Consider the following 24,597-nt stretch of genomic DNA (forward strand, 5'->3'; position numbering starts at 1 on the left):
TTCTGGGTAAATCTTAATTTTAGGAGCTTGTAAATAATAAAATTCTACTTAATAAATACACCAAGTTCTGGAGAATCCCAAGAACGGACATAAGTTTTGTCTTTAAAATTAATTTTTTGAGATTTCTTTTGTTTACTTCTTTTAGTTTCCATTGAAATAATCCCGCAAGGCTCAAAATCTTTATAGGAAGCCTCTTTTTCTAAACTCGACGAAATATTATTAACATTAATATGTTGAATTTTAAGTAATTTTTGATTATTTTGCTGCAAAAGTATCCATAAGGGGTATTCCCAAGAGTCATTTCCCATTGATAGCCCAATATTCGAGCATTTTTTGGAATTTAAAAACTCAACTGCTCCTGTATAAGTACCTTTGAGGAATGGTCTATTACTAAAATACTGCTCAATTCTAGGCGTTTGAAATATATTGTTGCTATCAATAATAGGTCTGTACCTATTAAAAAACACCCACGGTAATGATGAGATTAGCAGAAATGTTACTATGAAAATTGCTATTTTTTGCTGTTTAAGTTTAGATAACACCACACCTACAAATGGAGAAATTAGGACAAACAAAGGTAAATGCAGACGACTATTCCAGACTTGCCATTTTAGCAAGTAGCAAAATATCAAAAATGTAGATACAGTAGCAATGAGATAAGTAAAAATATAACTTTCTTTACGAAGAGATTTTCGAGTTAGAAAAATAATTATACATATCATTATTAGTGCTAGATGTAATAAATTACCAGCACTATTTTCATTACCAGTTATCCCAATTGTTGACCAACCTCCTGGTACAAAGAATGTCTGGGAAAAAGTTATCCGAGGATCGTTATAATCTACACCGATGAATGTATGTATAAGTTGAATTAATCTGTTCGCTTTTCCATTCCAGAAACCAATGGGTGTTCCTATATGTAAAGCAATATTTCTCAGGATATTAGAAATGAGTATATTAACACCTAGTATTTCATTACGATAGCCACTCGCTTCACCAAGTGGCGAAGCAAATAAATTATAATTGCGTAAATAGTGACTAACATTAAGCAACAAAGAGATACTTCCTACTATCAAAGCAGGCTTCCATGCTTGCCAGCGTAAGCGTTTAACCAGGTAAAAACCAAACCAAATTAAAAAGGGAAATACATAAAAATAAGCAGTTCCCTTGCTCAAAATAGCTAATCCCGTGCTACTACCAATATTAAATGAATTCGTCCAAATATTGCTTTTCCCTGCTTGGATAGTTGATAGTAAGTAGTAAGCAAGGCAAACTAACCAAAATGCAGCTACATAATCATTTTGAGTGCTTGAAGCTTGCAAGATTCCCATAGGAATTGTTGCTGTTACAACCGCAGAGAAAACTTGACCTCGTAAATCTGCTCCTAGTTGTTTTGCAATTAATGACACTCCAATAATACAGCCAACCATACTGAACCATTGGACTAAGTTAGCGAAGTAGTCACCACCACTTAAAAGCTGAAAATGCAAAATCACGAACTCTGACCAAGGGTTTTGATATAGCTGTGGGGTATAACTTGTTGGATAATGAGCAACGGTATGATTTTGTATCCAATAAACAACACGACTCATATGATAGTCCATAGAATCCCAGTTATTGGGTGGTGCGATGATAGCAATTAATCCAACTGTTGCTACAACGAAACCTATGCCATATAACAAGAATTTTATTAATGGTTTAACTTTAATATTTTTGTTTATTTGAGAAGAATTTCTTTGCTCTGGATTCGGAATTATTTGGTGATTTAGTCGAAAGTATATATAAATTAATGTGATACATATCAATCCCCAAGTTACCAATATCCAGCCAAAAGTAATTAATTTAAAAATACTCAAAAATTCTGTGATTACAGTGAGTAAAATTCCCCAGTAAGTAATTGTTAATATCAGCGCCTCACGCCAATCGTTACGCTTTTTATTAATTAATAAAAAAATAGTAATTAAGGAAATAAGAGGTAAAAATATAAACATCAATAATATTACCCACTTTAAATATAATTTCTGCTGTGGTAATTGTAATATAGCCTGAAGCCGCTTACTTAATACACATTGTTATATTGGCTGGAATTCTCACTAATTTTCCCTTGCTTGCGGTGTCTGTCGGTGCTGTATTAGCAATCCGATCGCCATACCAATGCCAACAAAGGCTGTAAAGTAAAATAAACCAATCAATCGGATATAAGTTGGTGGTGCGATCGCTTCAACTTCAACTTCTTGTGCTACCTTCACTGGTGCAAATTGACGGCTAGATCCTGGTAGAGGAGTTGCTTCCACCTCGATTTTGTGGGGTGAACCATCAAAAAATTGCTCTAGCCATGTTAACTTCCCTTGTTCGTCAGGAATAGCTTTGTAATCAAAGACTGTTAAATTATATTCAAGGGCGATCGCTTTCACCTGTAACGCTACATCTCTGATAGGTTGTCCAGTTGCGCTATCTTTCACCTGTAGCGCTAAATTCGCAAGTTTTCCGACAGTTGCGTTTTTATCTCCCTCAAGGTTAATTTCCAATCCTTGGGATTTTTGAGATGATGGTGCGATCGCTTCAGTACTATTTGAATGGTGTTCGCTGCTATGAGCTTCAGCAACTTCTGCACTAATGTTAATAACTAATAGGGTTACTATAGCTACCACTGTCAATGCACTTAATAAAAGGCTGACTGACTGTGGTGCAATTTCTCCTTGTTGGAGTTCTTCTTGTCCGCCAATAACCCAACCACCCAGCAATCCAAGTGATAGCAAGATAGCTGCAATAACAACAAAATATTTATATTTAATTGGATTTTCCCGGACATTCAGATTTAAACTTTGCTGATATGGGGCAAAGGCATTTGCTACCAAAGGTGACACATTTACGAGCAGTTGGTAATTACCACGGATGGGTAATATCTGCTGAATTTCTAGCTTTCCATCAGGTGCAGTAGCATCAATTTGCAGCAATTTTGTTCCCTCAACAATGGGAAAATCTGTTGTTAACCAAGGATTCCGATTAGGCGTCAAAATTTGTAAGCTAATTTTGGTATTTTCTAATGGTTTACCCGCAGCATTAACAGCTTGTAACTTTAGGGTAACAGGAGATTGCGGTTTTTCTGCTCCTGCTTCAAAGGGGAGAATACGTTCTAAAGGTGGGTTGGTGGAGAGTAGCACTCTGGATGTAGGAATTTGGGAATTCCCTACAAAGGAATAAAGAATTGATAAAGTAATACAAACAGCGCTGATAACTCCAAAAAGCCGATATTTTTTCATAAAAACTTACGGTATATGTAAAACTCATGTACTTTTGGCAACTGAAACTTAAATAGCAGTTGATGAAAGTTAAAGTAAAAAATTCAAATCAAAGAATTAGTCATAAATTAGACACTATTTTCAATCCAGTTAAGGTGATGTAGAGATGGTAAATAAAGCATCTCTACAAAACCTAAAAGTATATCCAAACAAAAAGGCTGGCGCGAAATTTGCGCTATTTTAGCGTCGTAATTTCGTTAGATGTCAAAGCATTCTAAAAAATCTTGGGATTATGATAATTTAGTGACATGCAACGCCTAATGTGTGGTGACGCGCTGAGTGTGCTGTGTTATGAGCCGCAGGATAGGTGGAGAACAAAACAGTCCAGATAACTAAAGAAGATAGCAACATATAAAGCGTTACCTGCACAGGCTTGGATAAGGTAATACCTGCGGTCTTCTGCAATACTGAAATATGAGAAAAAGTAGTCATTTTTGACCTCCTATAATAAATTCGGGTAATTCATCAATCAAAGGGCATTATGCCGCTTGATTGCAAAAAGATATACGATCAACTTTGTCTTTGACAAGTGTGTATCAAATGTATTGGGTAAGTGGGCTTTAGTGAATACTATACTATCTTTTGAAGATCGACTGATCATGAGACAGAAATTTCCACATAAAGTCCATACAAATAACAAAACAATGACACATGGATTTGAATGATGGCATTTTCAAAGCTGATAACACGAAGGTAACAGATTAAAATTTAAAATTGGTCATGTTGCCAAACATCCAAAATTCCTTGAAATGCAATTGATATTATTTCTAAGCCAATTAAATATGCCACAGATTACCAACAGGTTTTATATTAAAGGTGCTATTATACTCATTGTTTGTACTTAAAGTACTGCTGAAGCAAATAAGTATATCAGGAATAGGTATGAAAAGTTAGTTTTATTTAAGTGTCATTTATACATAGAATAGGCGTATAAATACGGTAAAAATAAAATAATTGGCTATATTTTTCAGGGACTGATTCTAGCTTTAGCAACTTAACTAACTATATTTGAAGCGTTATAAAATTATTGACAATAATTATTAATTCATCTAATATTTAAAAGCAATTGAAAATCTTTTGCAATTCTTTTTTGGCGCTAACCGTAACTGAATGTCATGCCCAACAACTTCGCTCTAGGTAACGGAAAACCTTGGAGCCGCCGTCAATTATTGCAGCTGGGACTAGCAGGTGCTGGAGTGACTGGTGCAGCCGGACTTTGGCAGATGCTAAATCTACAAAGTAAGTCAATCGTCAAAGTGCCACCATTCAGTATGGAAGCACCAGACGACGTTACTAACCCGATGAAGATGTTAAGGGATTTTGACTATGGGACGGTAAAGCAAGAAAATGGGCGGACTATCAGGGAATTTCAGTTAACTGCGGGTACTTCCATAATAAAACTGAATAGTGCTGTATCTTACAACATCTGGGATTTAAACGGTCGCATACCAGGGCCAACGCTACGGGCAAAACAGGGCGATCGCATCCGGGTACTATTTCTCAACAATGCGGGACATTCTCACTCTTTGCATTTTCATGGCGTTCATCCGGCAGAAATGGATGGTATTCGCCCAATCAGCAATGGTAGTGCCACAATTTATGAATTTGATGCTGAACCTTATGGCGTTCACTTATACCACTGCCATATTGAACCAGTCACCCGCCACATCGCTAAGGGGCTGTACGGCATGTTCATCATCGATCCACCTACTCCCCGTCCCCCGGCTGATGAAATCGTACTGGTGATGGGTGGGTATGATGTGAATGATGATAGCCATAATGATTATTACGCCTTCAATGGTCTGCCCCACTATTACATGCATAACCCGATTCGCATTTACAAAGATCAGTTGATTCGGTTGTATGTTCTCAACATCATTGAATACGATCCGGCGGTGACGTTTCATCTCCATGCCAACTTTTTTGATGTCTATCGCAATGGCATGAGTATGACTCCTAGCGAGAAAACTGATGTGATTACGATGGGTGTCGCAGAAAGGCACATCTTGGAATTTGCTTTTCGCTACCCAGGTAAGTATATGTTCCATCCCCATCAAGATGCGATCGCAGAAAACGGTTGCATGGGTCAATTTGAAGTACTTGCTGAGAGTAGCTCTCAAAATCCTGTTAAAAAATCGTGACAATATTATTAGTAATTCGTAATTAGTTTATTAAAGTCTTAGATAAATAGTTGATAAAAAATCTCATTATATGAGACAGTAAAATCTATGACAATGTGTCAAACAAGCTAGCTTCTAGTAGTAGTTTGAAATATTTCAATTAATACCTTTTTTAGTTGTGCGAGGAGCAAAGATGATAAAAGTTCGTTATATCTGTTTAACAGCAGCAGCAGCCTTAATAGTTACCTTGAGTTCCTGTAGTGGTACACCAAGCGCAGAAAATCCATCAGCACCAGTTGCTAGCCCTCCAACGACAGAGGCAGTAAGTAGTAACACTCACAGTGGCCACGGTGGCAAAGAAAAAATTAACATTAACAGTGCTATATTGTCAGAATTAGATAAGTTTGAAGCAAAACTAGGTGTTCCGGCTTTATCGAACAAAATCCAGGCAAGTCGTCCTTATGGTAGCCCAGAAGATTTAGTCACTAAAAAAGTAATTACTCAAGAGCAGTTTGACCAAATTAAAGACCAGGTTAGTGTTCAAGAAGTAGCACTCACGGGTGAGGCAAAAGATGTTGACTATATGTCTAAATTAGGCTTAATGAAAGGACATCTTTTGGTAGCACAAGAACTGCTGGATAAGAATCAGCCGAAACAGGCAGAACCTCATATTGGACATCCAGTTGAAGAGATTTACGTTGATGTAGAAGATCAACTTAATGAGCGCAAAGTCAAAGAATTTAAGACAACATTGGTAAGTTTGCAAGATTTAGTGAAATCTAGTCCGAAGGATAGCAAAGTTAAAACTAATTTTACTTCTTCAGTGCAAGCAGTTGATTCCGCGATCGCAGCTTTACCAGCAGATCAACGCTCAAAACCAGGATTTGTGCTACAGGTAATTAACGAACTACTAGATTCAGCCAACTCCGAATATGGCGCAGCGATCGCAGATAGTAAAATAACCGCCCCAATTGAGTATCAAGACTCCCGTGGTTTTGTGGTTTACGCCAATGATTTATACAAAGGAATTTCTAGTCAAGTAGCTCAAGCAGATCCCGAAGCACACAAAGCGATCGATACTAGTTTCGCTGAACTCATAAAAGTTTGGCCTGCTGCCATCCCACCAGCAAAAGCAGTCAAAACACCTAGTGATGTTACCAAGCTAGTGAAAACCATTGAGGAAAACTCTCAAAAAGTGGTTGACAAATCCAATACCCAAGCACAGCGATAACACTTTCTTTTAATGGGAAGCAGATGGTAAGGAGTTTAAAATAGTTAGGAGAGACGCGATTAATCGCGTCTGTACAAGAGTTAGGAGTTATGAATTATGAGTTAGTTATGAATCCCGAACTGTTAACTCCTAACTTCCAACTCCTCACTCGTAACTCCTAACTAATTACACTCCATTCGTTACTTGAACTAACAACTGATGCAAGAACTTGACCATAAAAAGACCATTGACTTGCTGAACTCCATCATGGAATTTGAACTAGCAGGTGTAGTGCGTTATACACATTATTCTTTGATGGTGACGGGCCCTAACCGTATTCCAATCGTGGCTTTTTTCAAAGCACAGGCAAGTGAATCTTTACTTCATGCTGAACAAGTGGGAGAAATTCTCACCGGTTTAGATGGGCATCCGTCCTTGAAAATTGCCCCAATGGAAGAAACCTACCAGCATAAAGTCAAGGATATCTTAGAAGAAAGCTTATCCCACGAAAAAAAGGCATTGGATCTGTATAAAAATCTGCTTGATACTGTTACCAATGCCAGCATTTATCTTGAAGAATTCGCTCGCGGCATGATTGGGCAAGAAGAGATGCATAATCTCGAACTCAAAAAGATGCTACGCGATTTTAGTTAATAGTCATTAGTCATTAGTCATTAGTCCTTAGTCATTAGTCATTAGCCAAAAACAAATGAAAAAGGACAAAGGACTAATGACAAAGGAGAAAAGACAAAGGATAAAAGATGGATTTTAGTACTGCTCTACCTACTTTTGTAATAACGCTCCGAGAAGGAGTAGAAGCTGCTCTTGTTGTTGGGATTGTGCTAGCTTTACTGAAAAAAGCTAAACAATCCCGGCTCAACTCTTGGGTATATGCTGGTATTGGCGTTGGTATTGTCGTCAGTGCCTTAATAGGCGTGCTATTCAGTTCGATAATTCAAATACTAGGAGCAGCGAATCCTCAATACACCACTGTAGTTGAGCCAGCGTTGGAGGGTGTGTTTAGTGTGTTAGCGATCGCAATGCTCAGTTGGATGCTAATCTGGATGACTAAACAAGCCAGATTTATGAAAGCTACAGTTGAAGGAGCAGTTACACAAGCACTGACACAAAACTCAAATGCTGGTTGGGGTGTTTTTACTTTAATTTTAATTGCCGTTGTCCGCGAAGGCTTTGAAACTGTTCTCTTCGTTGCCGCTAATTTTCAACAGGGATTAATGCCAGCCTTGGGTGCTATTGGTGGTTTGGTAACGGCATCTGCCATTGGGGTGTTGCTATTTAAATGGGGTGTCAAAATTAACATCCGCCAGTTTTTCCAGGTAATGGGCGTTTTCTTAGTATTAATTGTCGCTGGGTTAGTAGTTTCAGCCTTGAAACACTTTGACGAAGCAGTGGCTAACCTTGCCCTTAGCAGTCGCGCCACAGAAGGACTTTGTTTCTATTACGAACGTTTTACAAAAGTCCACTCCTGTATTTTGGGGCCAATGGTTTCAAATACTTCCACAATCTTACCTGACGAACAGTTTCCTGGCATTATTCTCAAATCTTTATTTGGTTATAGAGACAATCTCTATCTTGTGCAAGCAGTGGGATATGTGGCATTTTTACTCACCATTGGAGGACTGTATTTCCGCAGCCTTGGAGGTGGTTTTCCTGAAGGTAAAAAAAATATCCCCTTTGGTCAAAAACCAATTAGTTCTGCAAAAGATTAAAAGCATAGTCAGTTGCCTTGTTCCCAGTCTATTTATGACTGGGAATCACCTTAAGGATCGGCATTTGTCACCAACACAAAGTAACCAAAGCTTTCCTAGAGCGGATTAGGCAATGAGCAAAACTTTTATATTAAATTCCTTACTGTTGCTTTCTCAAATACCTAATTCAGAAGCAAAATTTTTAGATTTAAAAAATAAATTAGAAAAAAAAGGGTTTCAGGTAATCATTGCACTACCACCAAAGCGAGGAGCTTATGGATTACTAAGAGAAGCTGACAAAAAAATTTGGATTAATCCCATAGTGTTTGAGTTAGGTATTGGGACTCAAACATTAATCCATGAAACTGTTCATGCAGCGCAGGTATGTGCCGGAAAAGGAAAAATCAAAACTTTAGGCTTAGACATTCAACCAATCAATTATGCTAGACCATTTTTTAAACGTTATACCGATGTCAAACGACAAGATTTAGAGAGAGAAGCTTATGCAGTACAAACTCAACCTAATAGTTTTGAATTAGCTGTATCTCTTCTTCAACAATATTGTAAATAGCTAGTTTTTAGATTTGTTGATAAAGCTAAACCGCCCTTATTTAACTGCTTTGCAATAAAAAGTATTGAGTGTTGCAGAGTGAGAATCTTGAGTGCAAAGAATGCTTGAAAAATAAATTGGTTAATGATTTTTGGCGTTGCATAAATGCGGGATGATTTAATTCAATACGGGTATTTCCCAATACTTCAAATAATGAAGTAATAATCGAATTGAATATTTCAGCATATCTACTGACTTTGAATAGCACAATGTTTTGCGGTGTAGTCGGGCTAAATTATCTACTGAACAAGTCTACGAAAGGCTGTCAACTTCCGCATAAGGACTTTCCGAAACAGAAACAGCAATCATAATCAAGCATTACGGGTTTAATAGAACTCTTGCAAAAGTTTTTTGTGATACAATAAAAAGTTTATAAATTTTTTATTAGGACAATAATAAGCAGTAAAATTCTGGAGAGCGAAACAGCTTACTTCAAGCAAATTTAAGCGTATGACTGGAGTAAGCCGTCAAACCTTTGAGTTAATAGTTGAGTTAGTCAAAGCTGATGAGAAAAAGAAAAAAGAACGGCAAAGATGTTTTGCAGTAGTTTCAAACTCATTTTAATTTTGAAGTAATTAGAGTAATTGTTGAATTCATCTTGTCTTACTGTTGGGTACAGGCATTAGTAAGACGAGCTAAGTGCCCTGCTTTACAAACAACGCGTGCTTAAGCTGCTGACAAGCCTTTTCAATTGCATCTATACTACCTGGATTCACCAGACCATAATAATCAAACACATAGACTCGGTTATTTTTAGTTGCTTGCAATTGTTGCCAAAAAGCTTCCTTTTTCAACGAATATAAAAGCGCTGCTTCCGAATTCCCTTGTAGGGGATTAACCAAAATTATCACCTCTGGATTCGCTTCTAAAACTTTCTCAGCCGAAAGCGTCACATAGCCACCAATTGGACTTTTGCCTTGTAAATCTGCTGCTATATTTTTCGCCTGGAATTTCGCCAGCAAATCCCCTGCCCAACTATTTTTATTCGGCGCTAAAATTGGTTGACGACTAACCAGCGCTAGAGTAGAAAAACCCTGAGTTGGCTTTTCTGGCAAGAAACTTTTGTAACGATTTAACAAAGGCTGAGGATCAGCGTCAATTGATTTAGCAAGTATTTTAGTAAGTTCTTCTAGAGATTCCCAATTATTCACCTTAGTTAGAAAAGTCGGAATTCCTAGCTGCTGAAGTTTTTGAATTGGAATGTTAGAAAAACCTTCTGCACCAATAACTAAATCTGGTTTGAGTGCTACCACTTTTTCTAAATTTGGCGCACTTTGCCCTTCACTAACACGGGGAATCTCCTTAAATCTTGAGTCATCCTTAAATAATTTACTACCAGTAATGCCAACAATTTTTGTTTGATCGAGTCGAGAGATAATATCAGCAGAAAGAGGAGAAAGAGCAACAACTCTTTTTGCTGCTCCTTTTGGTAATTGCTGAGAATTTGTGTTTGTCGTCTCAGTAGGGTTTATGATTTTTGTTAGTGGCTGCTGAGTGGTTGCAGTCGTGCAAGCAGCTAAAAATATACTCATCAAAAGTGCTAAAGCAGATAAAAGCCAACGACGATGCATATTAAAATTCCTTTTGGGGTAAGAATGCCATAAGCAGATTTTCACTAACTAAGGTACAGGCAAAATCTACCCAATAACAGACTAAGCTTGGTGTGTATTCAAATGTTTTATGTCTTTATCAAAAAATTCAGCAACACAAACAAGCCTTTAGTAGTCTTAAAAAAATAGGTTTAAAAACCCCCGTTATTTAAATGTATAATTATATACATAATATTGTCCACAATTATCTGAATTGGGGTCGATGATTATTGTGTCCATCTACTGCTAGATATGTCTAACCATTCCTTGAACGTTGCAAGATCAACATTATTTTGGCGGCGTCTATTCGCTATTGTTTTCACTAGTAGTTCGTTGCTCCCCAACTTTGGAAGCGAACCGGCAAGGGCACAAGTAACCCAAACCCAGTATTGTCAATTATCATCAACGGCGGCACAAGAAAAAGAAAACTTACGTTTGTCAGCCCTCAAAGGCAAACCAGATGCCCAAACCCGCTATCAAAACATTCTAAAAAAACAGGCACAGGAATTACAGGAGTGCCGCACGCGGACTTGGCCGCAAATACAAGCCATTTGGTTGCGCTTGTATCCTTGTGACGTTCAGCCAGGAACAATTGATCAGATTATGGATCGGATTGTCAACCGTGGCTATAACCAAGTTTATTTAGAAGTATTTTCTGACGGGCAGGCATTATTGCCAGCAAAAGCTAACCCGACGGTTTGGCCTTCTGTAATTCGCACCCCAGGAGCAGAAAACACCGATTTACTCGCCACAGCAATTCAAAAAGGTCGGCAACGTGGTTTAAAGGTTTACGCCTGGATGTTTACGACCAATTTCGGCTATACTTACGCCCAACGCCGAGATAGAGAAAGTGCGATCGCTCGTAATGGCAAAGGTCAGACGAGCCTATATGTCGTAGATAACGGCTCTCAACTATTTATCGACCCCTACAACTTGCAAGCAAAACGCGACTACTACCAATTAGTAAAAGAAATTTTACGCCGTCGCCCAGATGGCTTGCTATTAGACTATGTGCGCTATCCCCGACAAGCAGGAAGTGATTCCATCGCCACCAAAGTTTCAGATTTATGGCTATTTAGTCCTGCAACCCAAGAAGCTTTATTTAAACGGGCACTAAATTACAAAGGGCAGGAATTGATTCGGCGCTTTTTGAGTAAGGGATTCGTCGGCGCCGGAGATATAGCGGAAGTTGATAAACTTTATCCTCAAGAAGGGGAACCTCTGTGGCAAGGACGCATTCCCTCACCAGCGCAAAAATCAATCCTGTCTGCAACCGATAGACAGCCGCTTTTACAATGGGAATTATGGCAGCTTGCTGTTGCCCACGCTATGCAAGGAATTTTAGATTTTGTCACCATAGCCAGTTATCCAGCAAAGCAGCAAGGTATTCCCACAGGAGTAGTGTTTTTCCCAGATGGCAACCAAACTGTAGGACAAGGGTATGATTCCCGTTTGCAACCTTGGGATCGGTTCCCCACTTCATTACAGTGGCATCCTATGGCTTATGGGAATTGCGGTAATGTCAGTTGTATTGTGACACAAGTGCAACGAGTTTTGAGTATGGCAAAACCGGGTACGCAGATAATCCCAGCTTTAGCAGGCAAATGGGGAGAATCTGTTAGTAATCGTCCATCCCTAGAAGCGCAAATGCAGGCACTTCGCAAATTTTCCCCCCAACTGAAGGGAGTTAGCCATTTTGCCTATTCTTGGCAATATCCTGAGAATGATAACGATCGCAAATTTTGTCGCAGTCGGTAAGTAGCAGAATTCAGGAGTCAGGAGTCAGAATTCAGAAGGAAAATTCCCCTCATCTCCCACTAATTGATTCTGAATTCTGTATTCTTCTTCAATTAACTCTTAGCCAAGTCCTCTGGTGTATTACAGTTAAACAGCATTTCGGGTTCTGCTAAGGGCAAAACTTCTACAGGATATTGCTGAAGCCACTGCTGAAACGATCGCCCCCCTTGGTTGATAAACTCTAGAAGTTGTGGCAAACAGCTACGGCGATAGAAACCACACAGAGGTTCCCAACCTTTGGGATGATGAGCTAAAGCTGCGATCGCATTATCTCCCACGCTATCAAGTCTAGTTACCCAATCTTGCAACACCTCAACCCGTAATCTCGGCAAATCGCAAGCTAGCAGTAGTACCCAATCTGTTTGCACTTCGGCTAGCCCTTGGGCAAACCCAACTAAAGGCCCGTGGGCTAGAGATTCTCCAGATAAAGGTACTTCTCGGATAAACTGACAACTAGGCAAAAGCAAGTCTTGATAGCGTTCTGGCCAGGGAGTGACTATATAAACAACATCAGCACAGCTTTGAGCAATCCCAAAAACTCGCTCTAACAACGGCACTCCTTGAATGGGAATCAAGGCTTTATCTTGACCCATCCGAGAACTCTTACCGCCTGCTAATACAATTGCTGTTAATTTACAGCACGTAAAACTAACATTACTCCCTTCTTCAACTTTCCCCACTCCCTACTCCCTATCTCCCTACTCCCCTATTTTGACTTTTCTCCACTTGCTGCAATAAATGCTCTACATTTTCTGCTGGTGCAAGACACTTCAAACCTTGGCAAACTAACCCAACACTTCTCTCTGGTAAATCAGATGTTATGGCAAACACAGCCGTTGGTAAAAACTTGGGGATCAGAGAGTTTATTTGCCCAGTGGTGCTGCGAATCAAGGTAGAATTACGATACCAATCCAACGCTGTAAATAAACTGGGGCAAGCTTGGGGAGCGCGATGCATTACACTCTTAAAAGCTTTTAAACCAAGCTCCGCTAAATCCAAATAATCTAGATTATCGGTGAGTAGGGCGAGACGAACAAGGTTAGCGATCGCAATTCCATTAGCTGATGGTGTAGCATTATCAACGTAACTCCGCTCCCGCACAATTAAATCTTGACTAGAGCCAGTTGATGTGTTATAATAACCACCTAATTCAGCACTCCAAAGAAATTCGTTGAATTCATCTTGGATAGCGATCGCTTTTTCTAGCCATTGCTTATGCTCAGGGTTGGAAGCTTGTAAATCCAGCAGAGCTTTAATAAAAAAGGCGTAATCTTCAGACTGCGCTAAAACGGTTGGTTCTCCTTGATAGTTAAGTCGCTGAAAACGTCCATCGACAAACTGATTTTCCAAGATAAAATTTGCCGCTCGTGCTGCTAATTCCAGATATAACGGTTCTTGGAAAACCCCAGCAGCTTTAGCTAGCCCAGAAATCATCAAGCTATTCCAAGCGACAATCATCTTCGTATCTGTCACTGAGGGAATGCGACCTGGCCAGTTAGTGGTTTTTGCTTCCTGGTTGTTACGAGCCGGAGGAAAAGTTTCTAAAGACTCAGAACTAACGCCATAGCGAGCGGTAAACAGCTTGCTCAGAGCCGTTTCCACCGTTGCACTCAGTTGCCCAGAATAGCGTCTTTGCAAGACATTACGCCCTTCAAAGTTGCCGTTAGGTGTTACCGTAAACTGTTCTAATTCCTTTAGCTCTTCAGGTGTTAACAATTGTTGAAGTTCGCTGTAACTCCAGACGTAAAAGGCTCCTTCTTCTGGTTCTACTGCCGTGGGTTCAATGAAGCTGTCGGCATCTTGAGCAGCATAGAAGTAACCTTCAGGTGCGGTCATTTCCCGCTTCAGCCATTGTACAGTACCGGCAACTGCTCTCTCAAAGGCTGCTTCTTGTACTCCTGCACTCCATAAAGAAGCTATATACTCCACAATCTGTCCATTGTCGTAGAGCATTTTTTCAAAGTGGGGTACTGTCCAAGTAGCGTCAACAGTATAGCGATGAAAGCCACCGCCCACATGGTCGTAAATCCCTCCCAGCGCTAAGTCTAGTCCCCGTTGGGTACAAACTTGCTTGCCATCATAGCGAGATTCAAAATTAAATCGAGTTCCCCGCAGTGCTAATTCTGCATAGGGAATCATCGGAAAGCTATTGCCAGATTGACTAGGAGTGATTACACCTGTGCTGGTTTCCCAACCTTGGCGGACTAATTCATGGTCTTCAAGCTCATCTGTTGTACCATCTTGTAACACCGCAGATGTGAGGAGCGACTCAATAATTAAGGCTTTGCGTTCCTGTAATTCTGCTTTTTCGGTATCGTAATAACGGCGAAGAGCTTGCAACACCTGCAAAAATCCAGGACGACCATAGCGCGGGTCTACAGGAAAATAAGTACCAGCATAAAATGGCACTAAATCTTCTGGGGAAAGAAATACGTTTAAAGGCCAACCCCCTTGACCACTCATCATCTGCAAAGCTTGCATGTAGATGCTATCGAGGTCAGGTCTTTCTTCCCTGTCTACTTTGATGGGAAGATAATTAGCATTCATGTAGTCAGCGATCGCAATATCAGAAAAAGCCTCGCCTTCCATGACAGTACACCAGTGGCAACTAGAATAGCCAATGGAGAGAAAAATCGGTTTATTTTGCGCCCTTGCAGTTGCAAGTGCTTCATCACACCAAGACCACCAATCAATCGGGTTTTCGGCGTGTTTGCGGAGATAGAGGCTCTTAGCTTCAGCAAGGCGATTAGTCATGATTAAATGCAAGTAGTTGCCTTCTTTGCTCAGTCTATCCTCTTCTCAGGAGTCTTAGGCTAGACGGGTATGTAGATAAGCAAGAAATCCTACGAACGAATTATCTCTTGGGTCAGAGGTCGTAGTGCATATCTGTGATATTGCTGACCAAAAAATAATTTGGATGCAGAGCAACTAAATTTATTTATGGGGTTCTTATACCAATTCAAATAGTCTTTGCGACACATCAATTATTTGTATTTGTAAGAGCACAACAATGTTGTGCCCCTATCCATCTGTCGCATTCTTTTTTCAAATTGGTATTAATTTTGACTTTTGACTTCCCCGTAGGGGCTGATACCTATGCAATTTGTGAAAAATTCTTACTGAAAAGATCGCAATAGCAAGCTAACAATATTTGGTGGCGTTTCTCGCACAGGTGATGCTGTCTTTGTCTGAATTAAAGTATTTGGGCTAAGTCCTGCTATCAGATGGAGCAAGAAGGTGATGATGGCGGCTTGTACAAGTTTTTCCAACATGGCACGTCTCTCTGGATGGATAGCATTTCAAGTATGACTAGTTATTCTAAATACATTTAGTTTTATCGGCTTACTGAATGTAACAAAAATAATTTGATATTTGCCGAGGGAAACCCTAAAAAAATGTTTAAATTGTTACAGGAATAACATAATTCCCTAAGCAAGTCTGATTTTGGTTATTGGTCTAATCACCACATCGCCAAAGTTGTCCAGCAAATGCTGAGATATGAGGTTGGCGATGATTGGAGTTTTTTGATTTGTTCTTCATGGGATATTTTCTTAGACACCTTTTGCGGTTAAAAAGTGCCCTTGGGAGTTGAATTTATCGCAAAATCATCTTTTGTACTCTTTTTGGGTAAGAGAAAACGAGAAAGGTTTAAGTTAGGGACTTCCAGAAAATAAATTATCTAATTTACTCAGATAATATTTTTCTTTCTCCCCTGCCCCCCTGCCCCCTGCCTACACCGCGATAGGATATTTTTTTAGTTGGAAGTCCCTTATCTGCTTGAGAACAGTAGATATAAACCCCAGTTTCGTGCTGTCACCGATAAAATGTATTTAAAGTAGCCACAAACACGCTTCCATGATTCCTATCGTTATTGAACAATCGGGTCGAGGCGAACGCGCCTTTGACATCTACTCACGGCTGTTGCGTGAGCGCATCATCTTTTTGGGACAACAAGTTGACAACAACATTGCTAACTTGATTGTTGCCCAACTGCTGTATTTGGATGCCGAAGACTCGGAGAAAGACATTTATATGTACATCAATTCTCCCGGTGGTTCGGTGACGGCTGGTATGGGCATTTTTGACACTATGAAACACATTCGCCCTGATGTCTGTACAATTTGTACCGGATTGGCGGCGAGTATGGGCGCTTTCCTCCTCAGCGCAGGTGCTAAGGGTAAGCGGATGAGTCTACCCCATTCTCGGATTATGATTCATCAACCTCTAGGCGGCGCTCAAGGACAGGCGACTGATATTGAAATTCAGGCGCGGGAGATTCTGTATCACAAACGGCGGCTAAATGACTATTTAGCTGAACATACAGGTCAACCAATTGAGCGCATTGCTGAAGATACTGAACGTGACTTTTTCATGTCACCAGAGGAAGCCAGAGAATATGGCTTGATTGACCAAGTGATTGATCGTCATGCTGCTGGTAGCCGCCCAGCAGTTGCTGTTCTTAATTAATAGTCGCGATTGGTAAATGGTGATTTACCACATTTAATTCCCTTAAACCCCAAAAGTAACCCCTTTTCATAACTGAAGAGGGGTTATTTTTGGAATGGGTGGACTGCTCAGTTACTTAATACCGATTTGGACAAATGACTAATCAAAATCCCGCTATTGGGTCTGGCTGCGATTGGAGGTATTTGAGGAATCCGTGTAATTCTTCTTCAGTTAGCAGAGTACGCCCCCGCTTACCGTAGGTTTCTATCAGATGTTCCCGTCCTTGTTCTGGAGTCCAGCCTAAACGCTGAAGTTCGACATCTGTTTTAGCAATTACATCCGATAAATCAACAGGTTCAGCTTTCTTCTTTCTCTTTCCGGTCACTGGCGGGGTGGCAACATCCTCTTGAGGGCTGTAACTCCGAGGTGTAAATGGTGTGACATTATTGGCAGAAATCCCTGGAAAGGTTTGATTTTCTACCTGGTTATCAAAGGTTATTTCCAAGTTTTCTACTGGAGGATCAAATTCTAGCTCCTTGTTGGCTGTCGCAGGAAAGTTTTGACTTAAATCCTGGCTATAGTTATCGCTTAGTAGAGACGCACCACTGCTGTACCCGTACTGTTCATTATTGTTTGTTACTACTTCTGGTTTTATGTTCCGTACTTTAGAAGACGGTATAGATATTTCTTTGTCGCTGACCACTGGCCACTGACTACTAACAAAATCTTGATCTTTGGCAGAGGAATAGGCAGCAGACTCATTTAATCCACCTTTGGTATTCAAGGAAGGATTTAACTGCGCTGGGGGAATTGGATTTGAGCTAAATGCCACTGATTGCTGTGGCGCATTTGTAATACCCAAAACTATCAACGCCCTGGTTCTGGCTTGGTCTTCTGCTGCTTCTACTGTTTCTGCTGCTGCCATACCCGTAGCACGGGTTACGCCTTCTATTTGCACGCTTGCCCGGACAATATATTTTCCTTGAAAAATTTGCACTAATTCAGAAATCAGACTGCCTTTGGGATACAAGCTCTGGAATTGAGCCAACATAATACTGCTACCAATCTAAATATTTTTAATAACGGAGTTGAAACTGCCTGTATGTTCAAGCTAGCTCATCTGCCCTTACTTTAATTTACATCCACTCGATACCCAGGATGCCTACCAATATTGCTTACTATGTGTCATCAGTTTCTTGGCAGGCGATGAGTCAATACGGTTCGGTTAACAAAGTTATTTGTTGAAGGGAGAAGAGAAGCAGGGGAAGAGAAATTGCTACTCTCTTTCCTCCCCTGCCTCCCCTGCTTATCCGAACCTAGGCGATGAGTAGGTATAATTTTCTGCTTTGAGCCATCAAGGTGATATTCTTGCTTTGTTTTTTGTCCTAATTGTAGCAATAGCTCTTTTTTGACGAAATTTTTGGCTAGTGGTAACTTATCTGGGTAGCCTTGCCTGCAATGCTATACTGATTACCCAACTGGATATCTAGAACTATTTTCTGGAAGTGCGCTCTAAATCTACAATAATGGAGATAAGGTTCGCCCTCACTGCTTATTAACCTGCTTACCTAATTGTTACCGATTCTACATGTGGGAAAATTGGGTTCACGGCAGTTTTGCCTAGTTCAAAATCAGAGTCTAATGTCGTAAAATTACCTTCACTCTAGACAATCAAACACCTGTAGTTTCCACGCCACTTGCTCCACTTGGGGAAACCCCAGACGCTCGCAGACTCGCTAACGCTGCGCTATCGCTTTTAGCGTCTCCCTTTGGGAGAAGACCGCAGTGGCTCCCCTGCATAGCGCTTTTGGGCAGTCTGGATTCTCTAAACCCAGCTTCTCAAAAACCCGTCGCGTAATTACCTAGCGGGGCTAAATCCTAATCAGGCGTGTAATCTTAAGTTTGGTTAGGTGAAGAGACTTGAACGCAGGCAAACTCTGAGAGCATCGTGCAGTGAGAAGTTCCTAGACGCCCATTAGTCTGTGGGTTGCCTTCCTTTGCTCCCAACTGCGGGAGTAGCTTATGGCTCTTACGGGGTCGGGCTTCCTTTCCTTAGAACTTAGGAAGTCTTGCCTCTGAGCAATTCGTTTCCAACTTGTTTCTGTAAGCCGTGAGGGTATACAGAAAAGAACCAGATTAAACAACAAATGATGTTTTGACCAAAGGTCGGTTCACTGCATGGAATTTTCAATCGCTACACTCCTTGCCAATTTCACCGATGATAAATTGGTAGCTCGGAAGGTTTTAGAAAAGAAACTTGGCTGTGAAGATGAAAAAAGCTTACAAAAACTTCACATTGCCTTAGATGTTCTCGAAAAAATCGGTATTTTAGTGAAGGAACGGGGCAAGTACCGCCGCGTCTCAGAAGAGGGAATAATCGAAGCAAAACTCCGTTGTTCTAGTAAAGGCTTTTGCTTTGCTATTCAAGATGTGGAAGGAGCTGAGGATATTTACATCCGCGAAAGTCATCTGAGTAATGCTTGGAATGGCGATCGCGTCTTGGTTAGAGTTCTCAAAGAAGGCAGTCGCCGTCGCTCTCCCGAAGGGGAGGTGAAGCTGATTCTCGAACGTTCTAACCACACTTTACTGGCACGAATTAAGCAGGTGGAAACTGGTTTCCGGGCTGTGCCTTTAGATGATCGATTGCTCTTTGAACTTAAGATCCAGCCTAATGGGGCAAAGTTGGAAGAAGCGATCGATCACCTAGTTCATGTAGAAGTTTTGCGTTATCCATTGGCACAATATCCTCCCCTTGGTCGAGTAGTGCAAATCCTCGGTAGCGATGCCGAAGCTGCTGCTGATATAGATTTAGTTACGTGCAAACACGACCTTTCCCGGACTTTTCCAGATAATGTCCTAGATGCAGCCGCCAAGTTGCCCAAAAAGCTACTCAAAGCAGACCTGAAAAATCGGCTGGATTTGCGTAATTTATTTACCTTCACCATTGAAGGGGTAAATGGCGATACCAAAGTTATAGAAAACGCTTTTAGTTTAGAAAAAAACTTAGCCGGAAATTGGCTTTTAGGCGTTCATATCACCGATGTTTCTCACTATGTCCAACCTGACGAAGCCCTAGATAGAGAAGCACTCAAACGGGGCAAATCAGTGTATCTGGGAGAATTAGTGCTGCCAATTTTGCCCCCAGGTGTGGTAGAACGCTGTTCTTTAGTATCTGGGAGCGATCGCTTAACTATCTCTTTTTTAATTACCATTGATCCCCAATCTGGACAAGTTTTAGAGTGGGAAATTCAACCTAGTGTAATTAACGTCGAAACTGCACTGACTACTGAACAAGCCCAAGCAATTCTTACAGGTGAAGCTCAAGATCAATCCCCACAGGTTTCCCAAATCCTGCAAGACCTACAAGCCTTGCAAACAGCCGTGAAACAGGTACGGTTGAATCGTGGTAGCCTCCAGTTGAATCTGCCCCCCAGCCAAAACGCCTACTATGATGAGGGGATTCTCGGCGCTGTGGTGGTGAATGATTTACCAGTGCGATCGCTACTCACGGAGTTGGTACTGTTAGTTAATCAACTGGTAGCAACTCACTTAAATGCTCTTGGTGTTCCCGCCATCTGGCGAGTTCAAGGCACACCCGATGTTGAAGATGTCCAGGAAATGCTGAAATTGGCAGTCAATTTAGGCGTTGACCTCACACTAGATCCAGAAGTCGATATTCAACCCTTAGATTATCAACATTTGACCACAGCTTTTGCGGAATCTCCCTCTGAGCAAGTTCTTACTTACTTATTACAAGATACACTTAAGCCGTCAGCGTACAGCACCACCAAAGGATCTCACTTTGGTCTGGCATTACCGCAATATGTCCACTTTAGCGCTCCCTTGCGACGTTACCCAGATTTGCTGATGCAGAGAGTGTATTACGCGCTACTCGAAAACGGACGCGATCGCCGCAATACCCGTGTGAGAGAGCGCGTTAACCTGCGCCACTCCTCCAGCCACGAGGAAATTAACTGGAACGTTTTACCCCCAGAATTGCAACAAGAACTGCAAAGCGATTTGACTAGGGTAATTGTCCAAATCAACGACCGAGAAAAAGAAGTCCTAGAAGCTGAAGCCGATTTAGCTGGGCTGCAAAAAGCCCAACTGATGAAGCAGCGCATTGGTCAAGTATTTCAAGGCGTAATTACCGGGGTTCAATCCTACGGTTTCTTTGTAGAAATTGAAGTACCAGCAGCCGAGGTAGAGTCCAGCAGTAATCCTGGTGTGCCTTTGAGGGTAGAAGGATTGGTACACGTCAGTTCTCTCAAAGATGATTGGTATGAATATCGCGCCAGACAACAGGCACTGTTTGGTCGCAAAAATCGCGCTTCTTATAGACTAGGCGATCGCGTCGCCGTACAAGTTAAGAGTGTCGATTACTACCGTCAGCAAATTGATTTGGTAACAGTTGGCAGCGATGGCGTACCCAGAGGTTTAACTGGCAATCCTGCCAATGAGGAGCTTTCAGACCTCTACTTACCAAATGATATTGAACCTGATGACCTAGACCCTTACTCTGATGATGAATAAAGTCAAAAAGCTCTTGAGCAGGGAGCAGGGAGCAGGGGAGAAAAACGAGGCTACTTACAGTTGTTGCTCTCAACTAAGGAAAGAATTGGAGCAACGGTGCTTTAGCCTACAAGAGGCGAGGTTTGTACCTTTCCCCCTACCCCCTGCCCCCTGCTCCCTGCCTCTTATCAACTAAACCTTACGTGTCAAATAACACAAAACCTCTAATTTTAGGCGTATCAGGCGCATCTGGTCTGATTTACGCTGTTCGCGCAATCAAATTTTTGCTAGAAGCGGATTATAGTATTGAATTGGTTGCCTCTAAATCTACTTACATGGTTTGGCAGTCAGAACAGGAAATTCGGATGCCACCAGAACCAACCGGGCAAGAACAATTCTGGCGAGAGCAAGCTGGAGTCGCAATTTCGGGTAAACTTCGCTGCCATCCTTGGGGTGACGTTGGAGCCGGGATTGCCAGTGGTTCATTTCCCACTCTGGGGATGATAATTATTCCATGCAGCATGAGCACAGTCGCAAAGCTAGCGGCTGGCTTGAGTTCCGATTTACTAGAACGGGCGGCAGATGTCCAACTCAAAGAAGGACGAAAGCTCGTCATTGTTCCTCGTGAAACGCCTTTTAGCCTCATCCACCTCCGTAACTTAACCTCTCTAGCAGAAGTTGGAGTGAGAATTGTCCCCGCGATTCCTGCCTGGTATCACAATCCCCAAACCATTGAGGATTTAGTGGATTTTGTAGTTGCCCGTGCTTTAGATCAACTAGATATTGACTGCATTCCAATTCAGCGTTGGCAAGGTCGTCGCTAACATTCTCAATGGATTTATTGTAAATTTCACAATAGTCCTAAAAAGGTAATGATAGAGATGGCTGATAGTGTTAGTAGTCAGTGAACAGTAATTAGCGAAGAATATTCAGACTGATAACTGACCACTGACAAAAGAGGCAGGGGAGTAGTGAGTAGGGGACAGAGGGAGAAAGATTCTGGAATTCCCGGCTCTATTAGGGTGTCAGAGCGAATAAATTTATTTATGAGGTTTTCTCCCTGCCCCCTGCCCCCTGCCCCTTGTCCTCTTCAGTAAATGACAACTGACAAAATTGCTATGGCTGTAATTCGCTTAATTCTATTGGTGGCAGTACTGGGAGGACTAACGCTGTTATTAGTCCAAAATTTTTCACCTGCCCTATCGCTAGTATTTTTGAGCGTGCGAACTCAACCATTACCACTAGCGATATGGATTTTGTTTAGTACTGCCACTGGTGCTTTCACATCTATATTGATTGCTACCTTGTTTAACTTATCCAATTATTTTGGGGGAAGACAACGCCAAACTCCTGACCGCCGAAGCACAACGCCTCGTGCGAAGGCAACCCGTAGAGAAGAATTTACATCTCGCCCTGCCAGTTCTCCACCACCAGCTAGTAAAAAAGAAGAGCCTACTAGTGATGTATTTGATGATTGGGAGACAAATGGCAGTAAAGATGATGATTGGAACTTTGATGAAAAGTCAGAGGAAACACCTATTCCTAATTCTCAAGCTCAACAGCCTAAAGACTCTACAACTTACGAACGTCAATCAGAAGCCAAAAGCAGTTCTCAGTCTGGTTCAGTTTATTCCTACAGCTACCGGGAACCAAAAAATACGGCTGCGGGAAAAACTGAATCTGTTTATGATGCTGATTACCGGGTAATCATCCCCCCTTATCAGCCGCCAACTACCAATCAAGCCGATGATGATGATTGGGAATTTTTTGATGATGATGATGATTTTGAAGATGATGGTAAACGCCCCCGTCGGTGAGATGTAGCAGGCTACGTCTCTATTTGATGCCACACTGCTCTCTAGACTCTTGCTTGACCTTACCAGTCATGGCAGCTTCTTGCAAAGTCATGAAAGCATTAAAATCTTCTAAGTCATACCGGGTAGTCAACAGTTGTCGTAGTTTATTTTCAGCTTCCACTGTCAAATAGCCAATTGCTAAAGCTTTTTGTACAACATCACGAATCCGAGTCATAGTTGACGCCTCATCCATCCTATATTTATTCATTCAGGCTTATTGGGGTGAAATATGCAGTAGTCTTTGTGCCGAAATTTCAACTTGACAAGCTTTTGTGGGCGATCGCAGGATATAAGTCATTATTTATACCTTTATAGGAAACATTTAATTGATTAGGGCTTGTTATAACTGAACTTTTAGAATAACGACCCTGTGCTAGTAGAAACACAGTATTGGGTATACTTAAATTTACCCACCAGAGTGAAAATTCGGACTATTTAAATAGACAGAAATTGTTTGGATAAAGTTTCAAACAAGCTATATTAATTTTTTAGTTAAGCATAGCGATCGCTATACAGCAAATACCAAGTTACAATAGGGATATTACTAGCTTTTTGACAAATTCATCCTTTATTATTTATGGTAATTTCACAGAATAATCGTTAATCTATTGCTTGAGTTACTTTAAATACATTAATAACGGTAATTACAACAATTGATTCCTCTTAAATAGAAGAGAAATTTGTATAATTTAAAAATAAATAAAACCTTTCAAATAAATTCAAGTTTATATTTGATTTCTTCTGGCTCAAGAACTTCCCAGATTAAAATTAAACTTCTCAATATTAATAAAGCCACGTTGATGAAGTATCATAAAGTCATCATCATGGGTGAAAATTACCCGATTCTGAAACATTGCAAAATAAAGCTGTTCTCCATCTGATGCAGCTATCAGTCCTGTTCCTGATGTAGTCGTCCCATCAATACCACGACGACGTAAGCCTTCTGCTATAGCATTACTGACATTCTCATCTAGATGGAATCGAATTTTTTGTGTCATTTCGATTCTTTAGTTTCTCTTGCAAAATTGAAGGAGTTTGAGCCTGCACTTCTGTGATAAAAGCTTCTCCTTCTGCAATTTCTTGCTTGATCTCATCTTGATGATCGTGGTAATAAGCTAGAGCAGCATAGACATCAGCTAAACTAATACTGGGATAATGATAAACGATTTCGTCAGGCGAAAGCCCCATCCGTTCGTGCCAAATAACGATATCTTGCACTCTAATTCGGTGTCCAGCAATGCGCGGTTTACTCCCATCTGGAGTAATTTCAATGTGTTCTGAGATTATTGGTATCTTAGACATTTTATCCAAGAAACACTCCTATAAGAAGAATTTATATTTTAATTATCATATCATTAGCGATCGCCAATCAAGTAATTTTATCTGGTTGCGCGATAGGTGCAAAACTCCGTATTTTTAAATACGAGATTAAGTCGTTGAGTTTAT

Annotated in this window: 21 protein-coding genes and 2 pseudogenes; 11 read left to right on the top strand and 12 right to left on the bottom strand. The window is 40.8% G+C overall.

Annotation, left to right across the window (positions count from 1 at the left end):
* Positions 1 to 44: 44 nt before the first annotated feature.
* The 3 genes from LC608_RS01670 to LC608_RS01680 all read right to left on the bottom strand — a co-directional run bounded on the left by LC608_RS01670 (position 45) and on the right by LC608_RS01680 (position 3,734).
* Positions 45 to 1,991, bottom strand: coding sequence for a glycosyltransferase family 39 protein (locus LC608_RS01670; protein WP_229551863.1), 1,947 nt, complete (start codon positions 1,989 to 1,991; stop codon positions 45 to 47).
* 102 nt (positions 1,992 to 2,093) lie between these two features.
* A complete protein-coding gene (locus LC608_RS01675; protein WP_229551864.1) occupies positions 2,094 to 3,263 on the bottom strand; it encodes a hypothetical protein in 1,170 nt (389 codons plus the stop codon).
* A 279-nt stretch (positions 3,264 to 3,542) separates the two neighbouring features.
* A complete protein-coding gene (locus tag LC608_RS01680; RefSeq protein WP_229551865.1) occupies positions 3,543 to 3,734 on the bottom strand; it encodes a CbtB domain-containing protein in 192 nt (63 codons plus the stop codon).
* Between the two features lie 683 nt (positions 3,735 to 4,417).
* Between LC608_RS01680 and LC608_RS01685 the strand changes: the two genes are divergently transcribed.
* From LC608_RS01685 to LC608_RS01705, 5 genes are all read left to right on the top strand, one after another.
* Positions 4,418 to 5,443 (top strand): multicopper oxidase domain-containing protein, encoded by a 1,026-nt coding sequence (locus LC608_RS01685; protein WP_229551866.1) that lies wholly within the window; start codon positions 4,418 to 4,420, stop codon positions 5,441 to 5,443.
* Positions 5,444 to 5,615: 172 nt separating this feature from the next.
* Entirely contained in the window at positions 5,616 to 6,653 is a 1,038-nt protein-coding gene (locus LC608_RS01690) for a helix-hairpin-helix domain-containing protein (protein WP_229551867.1), read from the top strand.
* Positions 6,654 to 6,851: 198 nt separating this feature from the next.
* Positions 6,852 to 7,286: a bacterioferritin gene (locus tag LC608_RS01695; protein WP_229551868.1), complete on the top strand. Its 435-nt coding sequence runs from the start codon at positions 6,852 to 6,854 to the stop codon at positions 7,284 to 7,286.
* Positions 7,287 to 7,393: 107 nt separating this feature from the next.
* Positions 7,394 to 8,362, top strand: a complete 969-nt coding sequence (locus LC608_RS01700) for an FTR1 family protein (RefSeq protein ID WP_229551869.1) — start codon at positions 7,394 to 7,396, stop codon at positions 8,360 to 8,362.
* A 112-nt stretch (positions 8,363 to 8,474) separates the two neighbouring features.
* Positions 8,475 to 8,912 (top strand): hypothetical protein, encoded by a 438-nt coding sequence (locus tag LC608_RS01705; protein WP_229551870.1) that lies wholly within the window; start codon positions 8,475 to 8,477, stop codon positions 8,910 to 8,912.
* A 156-nt stretch (positions 8,913 to 9,068) separates the two neighbouring features.
* Here LC608_RS01705 and LC608_RS01710 read toward each other — a convergent pair.
* A pseudogene (locus tag LC608_RS01710) lies at positions 9,069 to 9,185 on the bottom strand (IS1 family transposase); the annotation flags it as partial.
* 168 nt (positions 9,186 to 9,353) lie between these two features.
* Here LC608_RS01710 and LC608_RS01715 point away from each other — a divergent pair.
* A pseudogene (locus LC608_RS01715) lies at positions 9,354 to 9,485 on the top strand (IS5/IS1182 family transposase); the annotation flags it as partial.
* Positions 9,486 to 9,586: 101 nt separating this feature from the next.
* Here the strand turns inward: LC608_RS01715 and LC608_RS01720 are convergent.
* A complete protein-coding gene (locus tag LC608_RS01720) occupies positions 9,587 to 10,522 on the bottom strand; it encodes an ABC transporter substrate-binding protein (protein WP_229551871.1) in 936 nt (311 codons plus the stop codon).
* A 270-nt stretch (positions 10,523 to 10,792) separates the two neighbouring features.
* Here LC608_RS01720 and LC608_RS01725 point away from each other — a divergent pair, with 270 nt between their 5' ends.
* Positions 10,793 to 12,298 carry a family 10 glycosylhydrolase gene (locus tag LC608_RS01725; RefSeq protein ID WP_229551872.1) on the top strand — a complete coding sequence of 502 codons (1,506 nt, stop codon included), beginning with the start codon at positions 10,793 to 10,795 and terminating at the stop codon, positions 12,296 to 12,298.
* 92 nt (positions 12,299 to 12,390) lie between these two features.
* Here LC608_RS01725 and LC608_RS01730 read toward each other — a convergent pair whose 3' ends face one another.
* The 3 genes from LC608_RS01730 to LC608_RS01740 all read right to left on the bottom strand — a co-directional run bounded on the left by LC608_RS01730 (position 12,391) and on the right by LC608_RS01740 (position 15,609).
* Positions 12,391 to 13,017 carry a molybdenum cofactor guanylyltransferase gene (locus LC608_RS01730; protein ID WP_308189820.1) on the bottom strand — a complete coding sequence of 209 codons (627 nt, stop codon included), beginning with the start codon at positions 13,015 to 13,017 and terminating at the stop codon, positions 12,391 to 12,393.
* Between the two features lie 10 nt (positions 13,018 to 13,027).
* The gene (locus LC608_RS01735) at positions 13,028 to 15,091 is read right to left on the bottom strand and encodes a thioredoxin domain-containing protein (protein ID WP_229551873.1); all 2,064 of its coding nucleotides are present in this window, start codon (positions 15,089 to 15,091) and stop codon (positions 13,028 to 13,030) included.
* Between the two features lie 362 nt (positions 15,092 to 15,453).
* Positions 15,454 to 15,609 carry a hypothetical protein gene (locus tag LC608_RS01740; RefSeq protein WP_181373890.1) on the bottom strand — a complete coding sequence of 52 codons (156 nt, stop codon included), beginning with the start codon at positions 15,607 to 15,609 and terminating at the stop codon, positions 15,454 to 15,456.
* Positions 15,610 to 16,192: 583 nt separating this feature from the next.
* Here LC608_RS01740 and clpP point away from each other — a divergent pair.
* The gene (gene clpP, locus LC608_RS01745; protein ID WP_196517036.1) at positions 16,193 to 16,804 is read left to right on the top strand and encodes an ATP-dependent Clp endopeptidase proteolytic subunit ClpP; all 612 of its coding nucleotides are present in this window, start codon (positions 16,193 to 16,195) and stop codon (positions 16,802 to 16,804) included.
* A 142-nt stretch (positions 16,805 to 16,946) separates the two neighbouring features.
* Here the strand turns inward: clpP and LC608_RS01750 are convergent, their stop codons facing one another.
* Positions 16,947 to 17,834 (bottom strand): hypothetical protein, encoded by an 888-nt coding sequence (locus LC608_RS01750; protein ID WP_229551874.1) that lies wholly within the window; start codon positions 17,832 to 17,834, stop codon positions 16,947 to 16,949.
* A gap of 1,127 nt (positions 17,835 to 18,961) precedes the next feature.
* Between LC608_RS01750 and LC608_RS01755 the strand changes: the two genes are divergently transcribed.
* The 3 genes from LC608_RS01755 (at position 18,962) to LC608_RS01765 (ending at position 23,112) form a co-directional block, all read left to right on the top strand.
* A complete protein-coding gene (locus tag LC608_RS01755; RefSeq protein WP_229551875.1) occupies positions 18,962 to 21,316 on the top strand; it encodes a ribonuclease R family protein in 2,355 nt (784 codons plus the stop codon).
* 182 nt (positions 21,317 to 21,498) lie between these two features.
* Positions 21,499 to 22,119 (top strand): flavin prenyltransferase UbiX, encoded by a 621-nt coding sequence (locus LC608_RS01760; protein WP_229551876.1) that lies wholly within the window; start codon positions 21,499 to 21,501, stop codon positions 22,117 to 22,119.
* 294 nt (positions 22,120 to 22,413) lie between these two features.
* On the top strand, positions 22,414 to 23,112 hold the full coding sequence (locus tag LC608_RS01765; protein WP_229552078.1) for a LapA family protein: 699 nt from the start codon (positions 22,414 to 22,416) through the stop codon (positions 23,110 to 23,112).
* Between the two features lie 19 nt (positions 23,113 to 23,131).
* Here the strand turns inward: LC608_RS01765 and LC608_RS01770 are convergent, their stop codons facing one another.
* The 3 genes from LC608_RS01770 to LC608_RS01780 form a co-directional block, all read right to left on the bottom strand.
* Positions 23,132 to 23,326: a hypothetical protein gene (locus LC608_RS01770; RefSeq protein ID WP_229551877.1), complete on the bottom strand. Its 195-nt coding sequence runs from the start codon at positions 23,324 to 23,326 to the stop codon at positions 23,132 to 23,134.
* Between the two features lie 571 nt (positions 23,327 to 23,897).
* Entirely contained in the window at positions 23,898 to 24,149 is a 252-nt protein-coding gene (locus LC608_RS01775) for a DUF5615 family PIN-like protein (protein ID WP_229551878.1), read from the bottom strand.
* Positions 24,118 to 24,453, bottom strand: a complete 336-nt coding sequence (locus LC608_RS01780) for a DUF433 domain-containing protein (RefSeq protein WP_229551879.1) — start codon at positions 24,451 to 24,453, stop codon at positions 24,118 to 24,120. Before LC608_RS01780 ends, LC608_RS01775 begins: the two co-directional genes overlap by 32 nt.
* Positions 24,454 to 24,597: the final 144 nt, after the last annotated feature.

Origin of the sequence: Nostoc sp. XA010, from assembly GCF_020829625.1 — a bacterium.
GTDB lineage: Bacteria > Cyanobacteriota > Cyanobacteriia > Cyanobacteriales > Nostocaceae > Nostoc.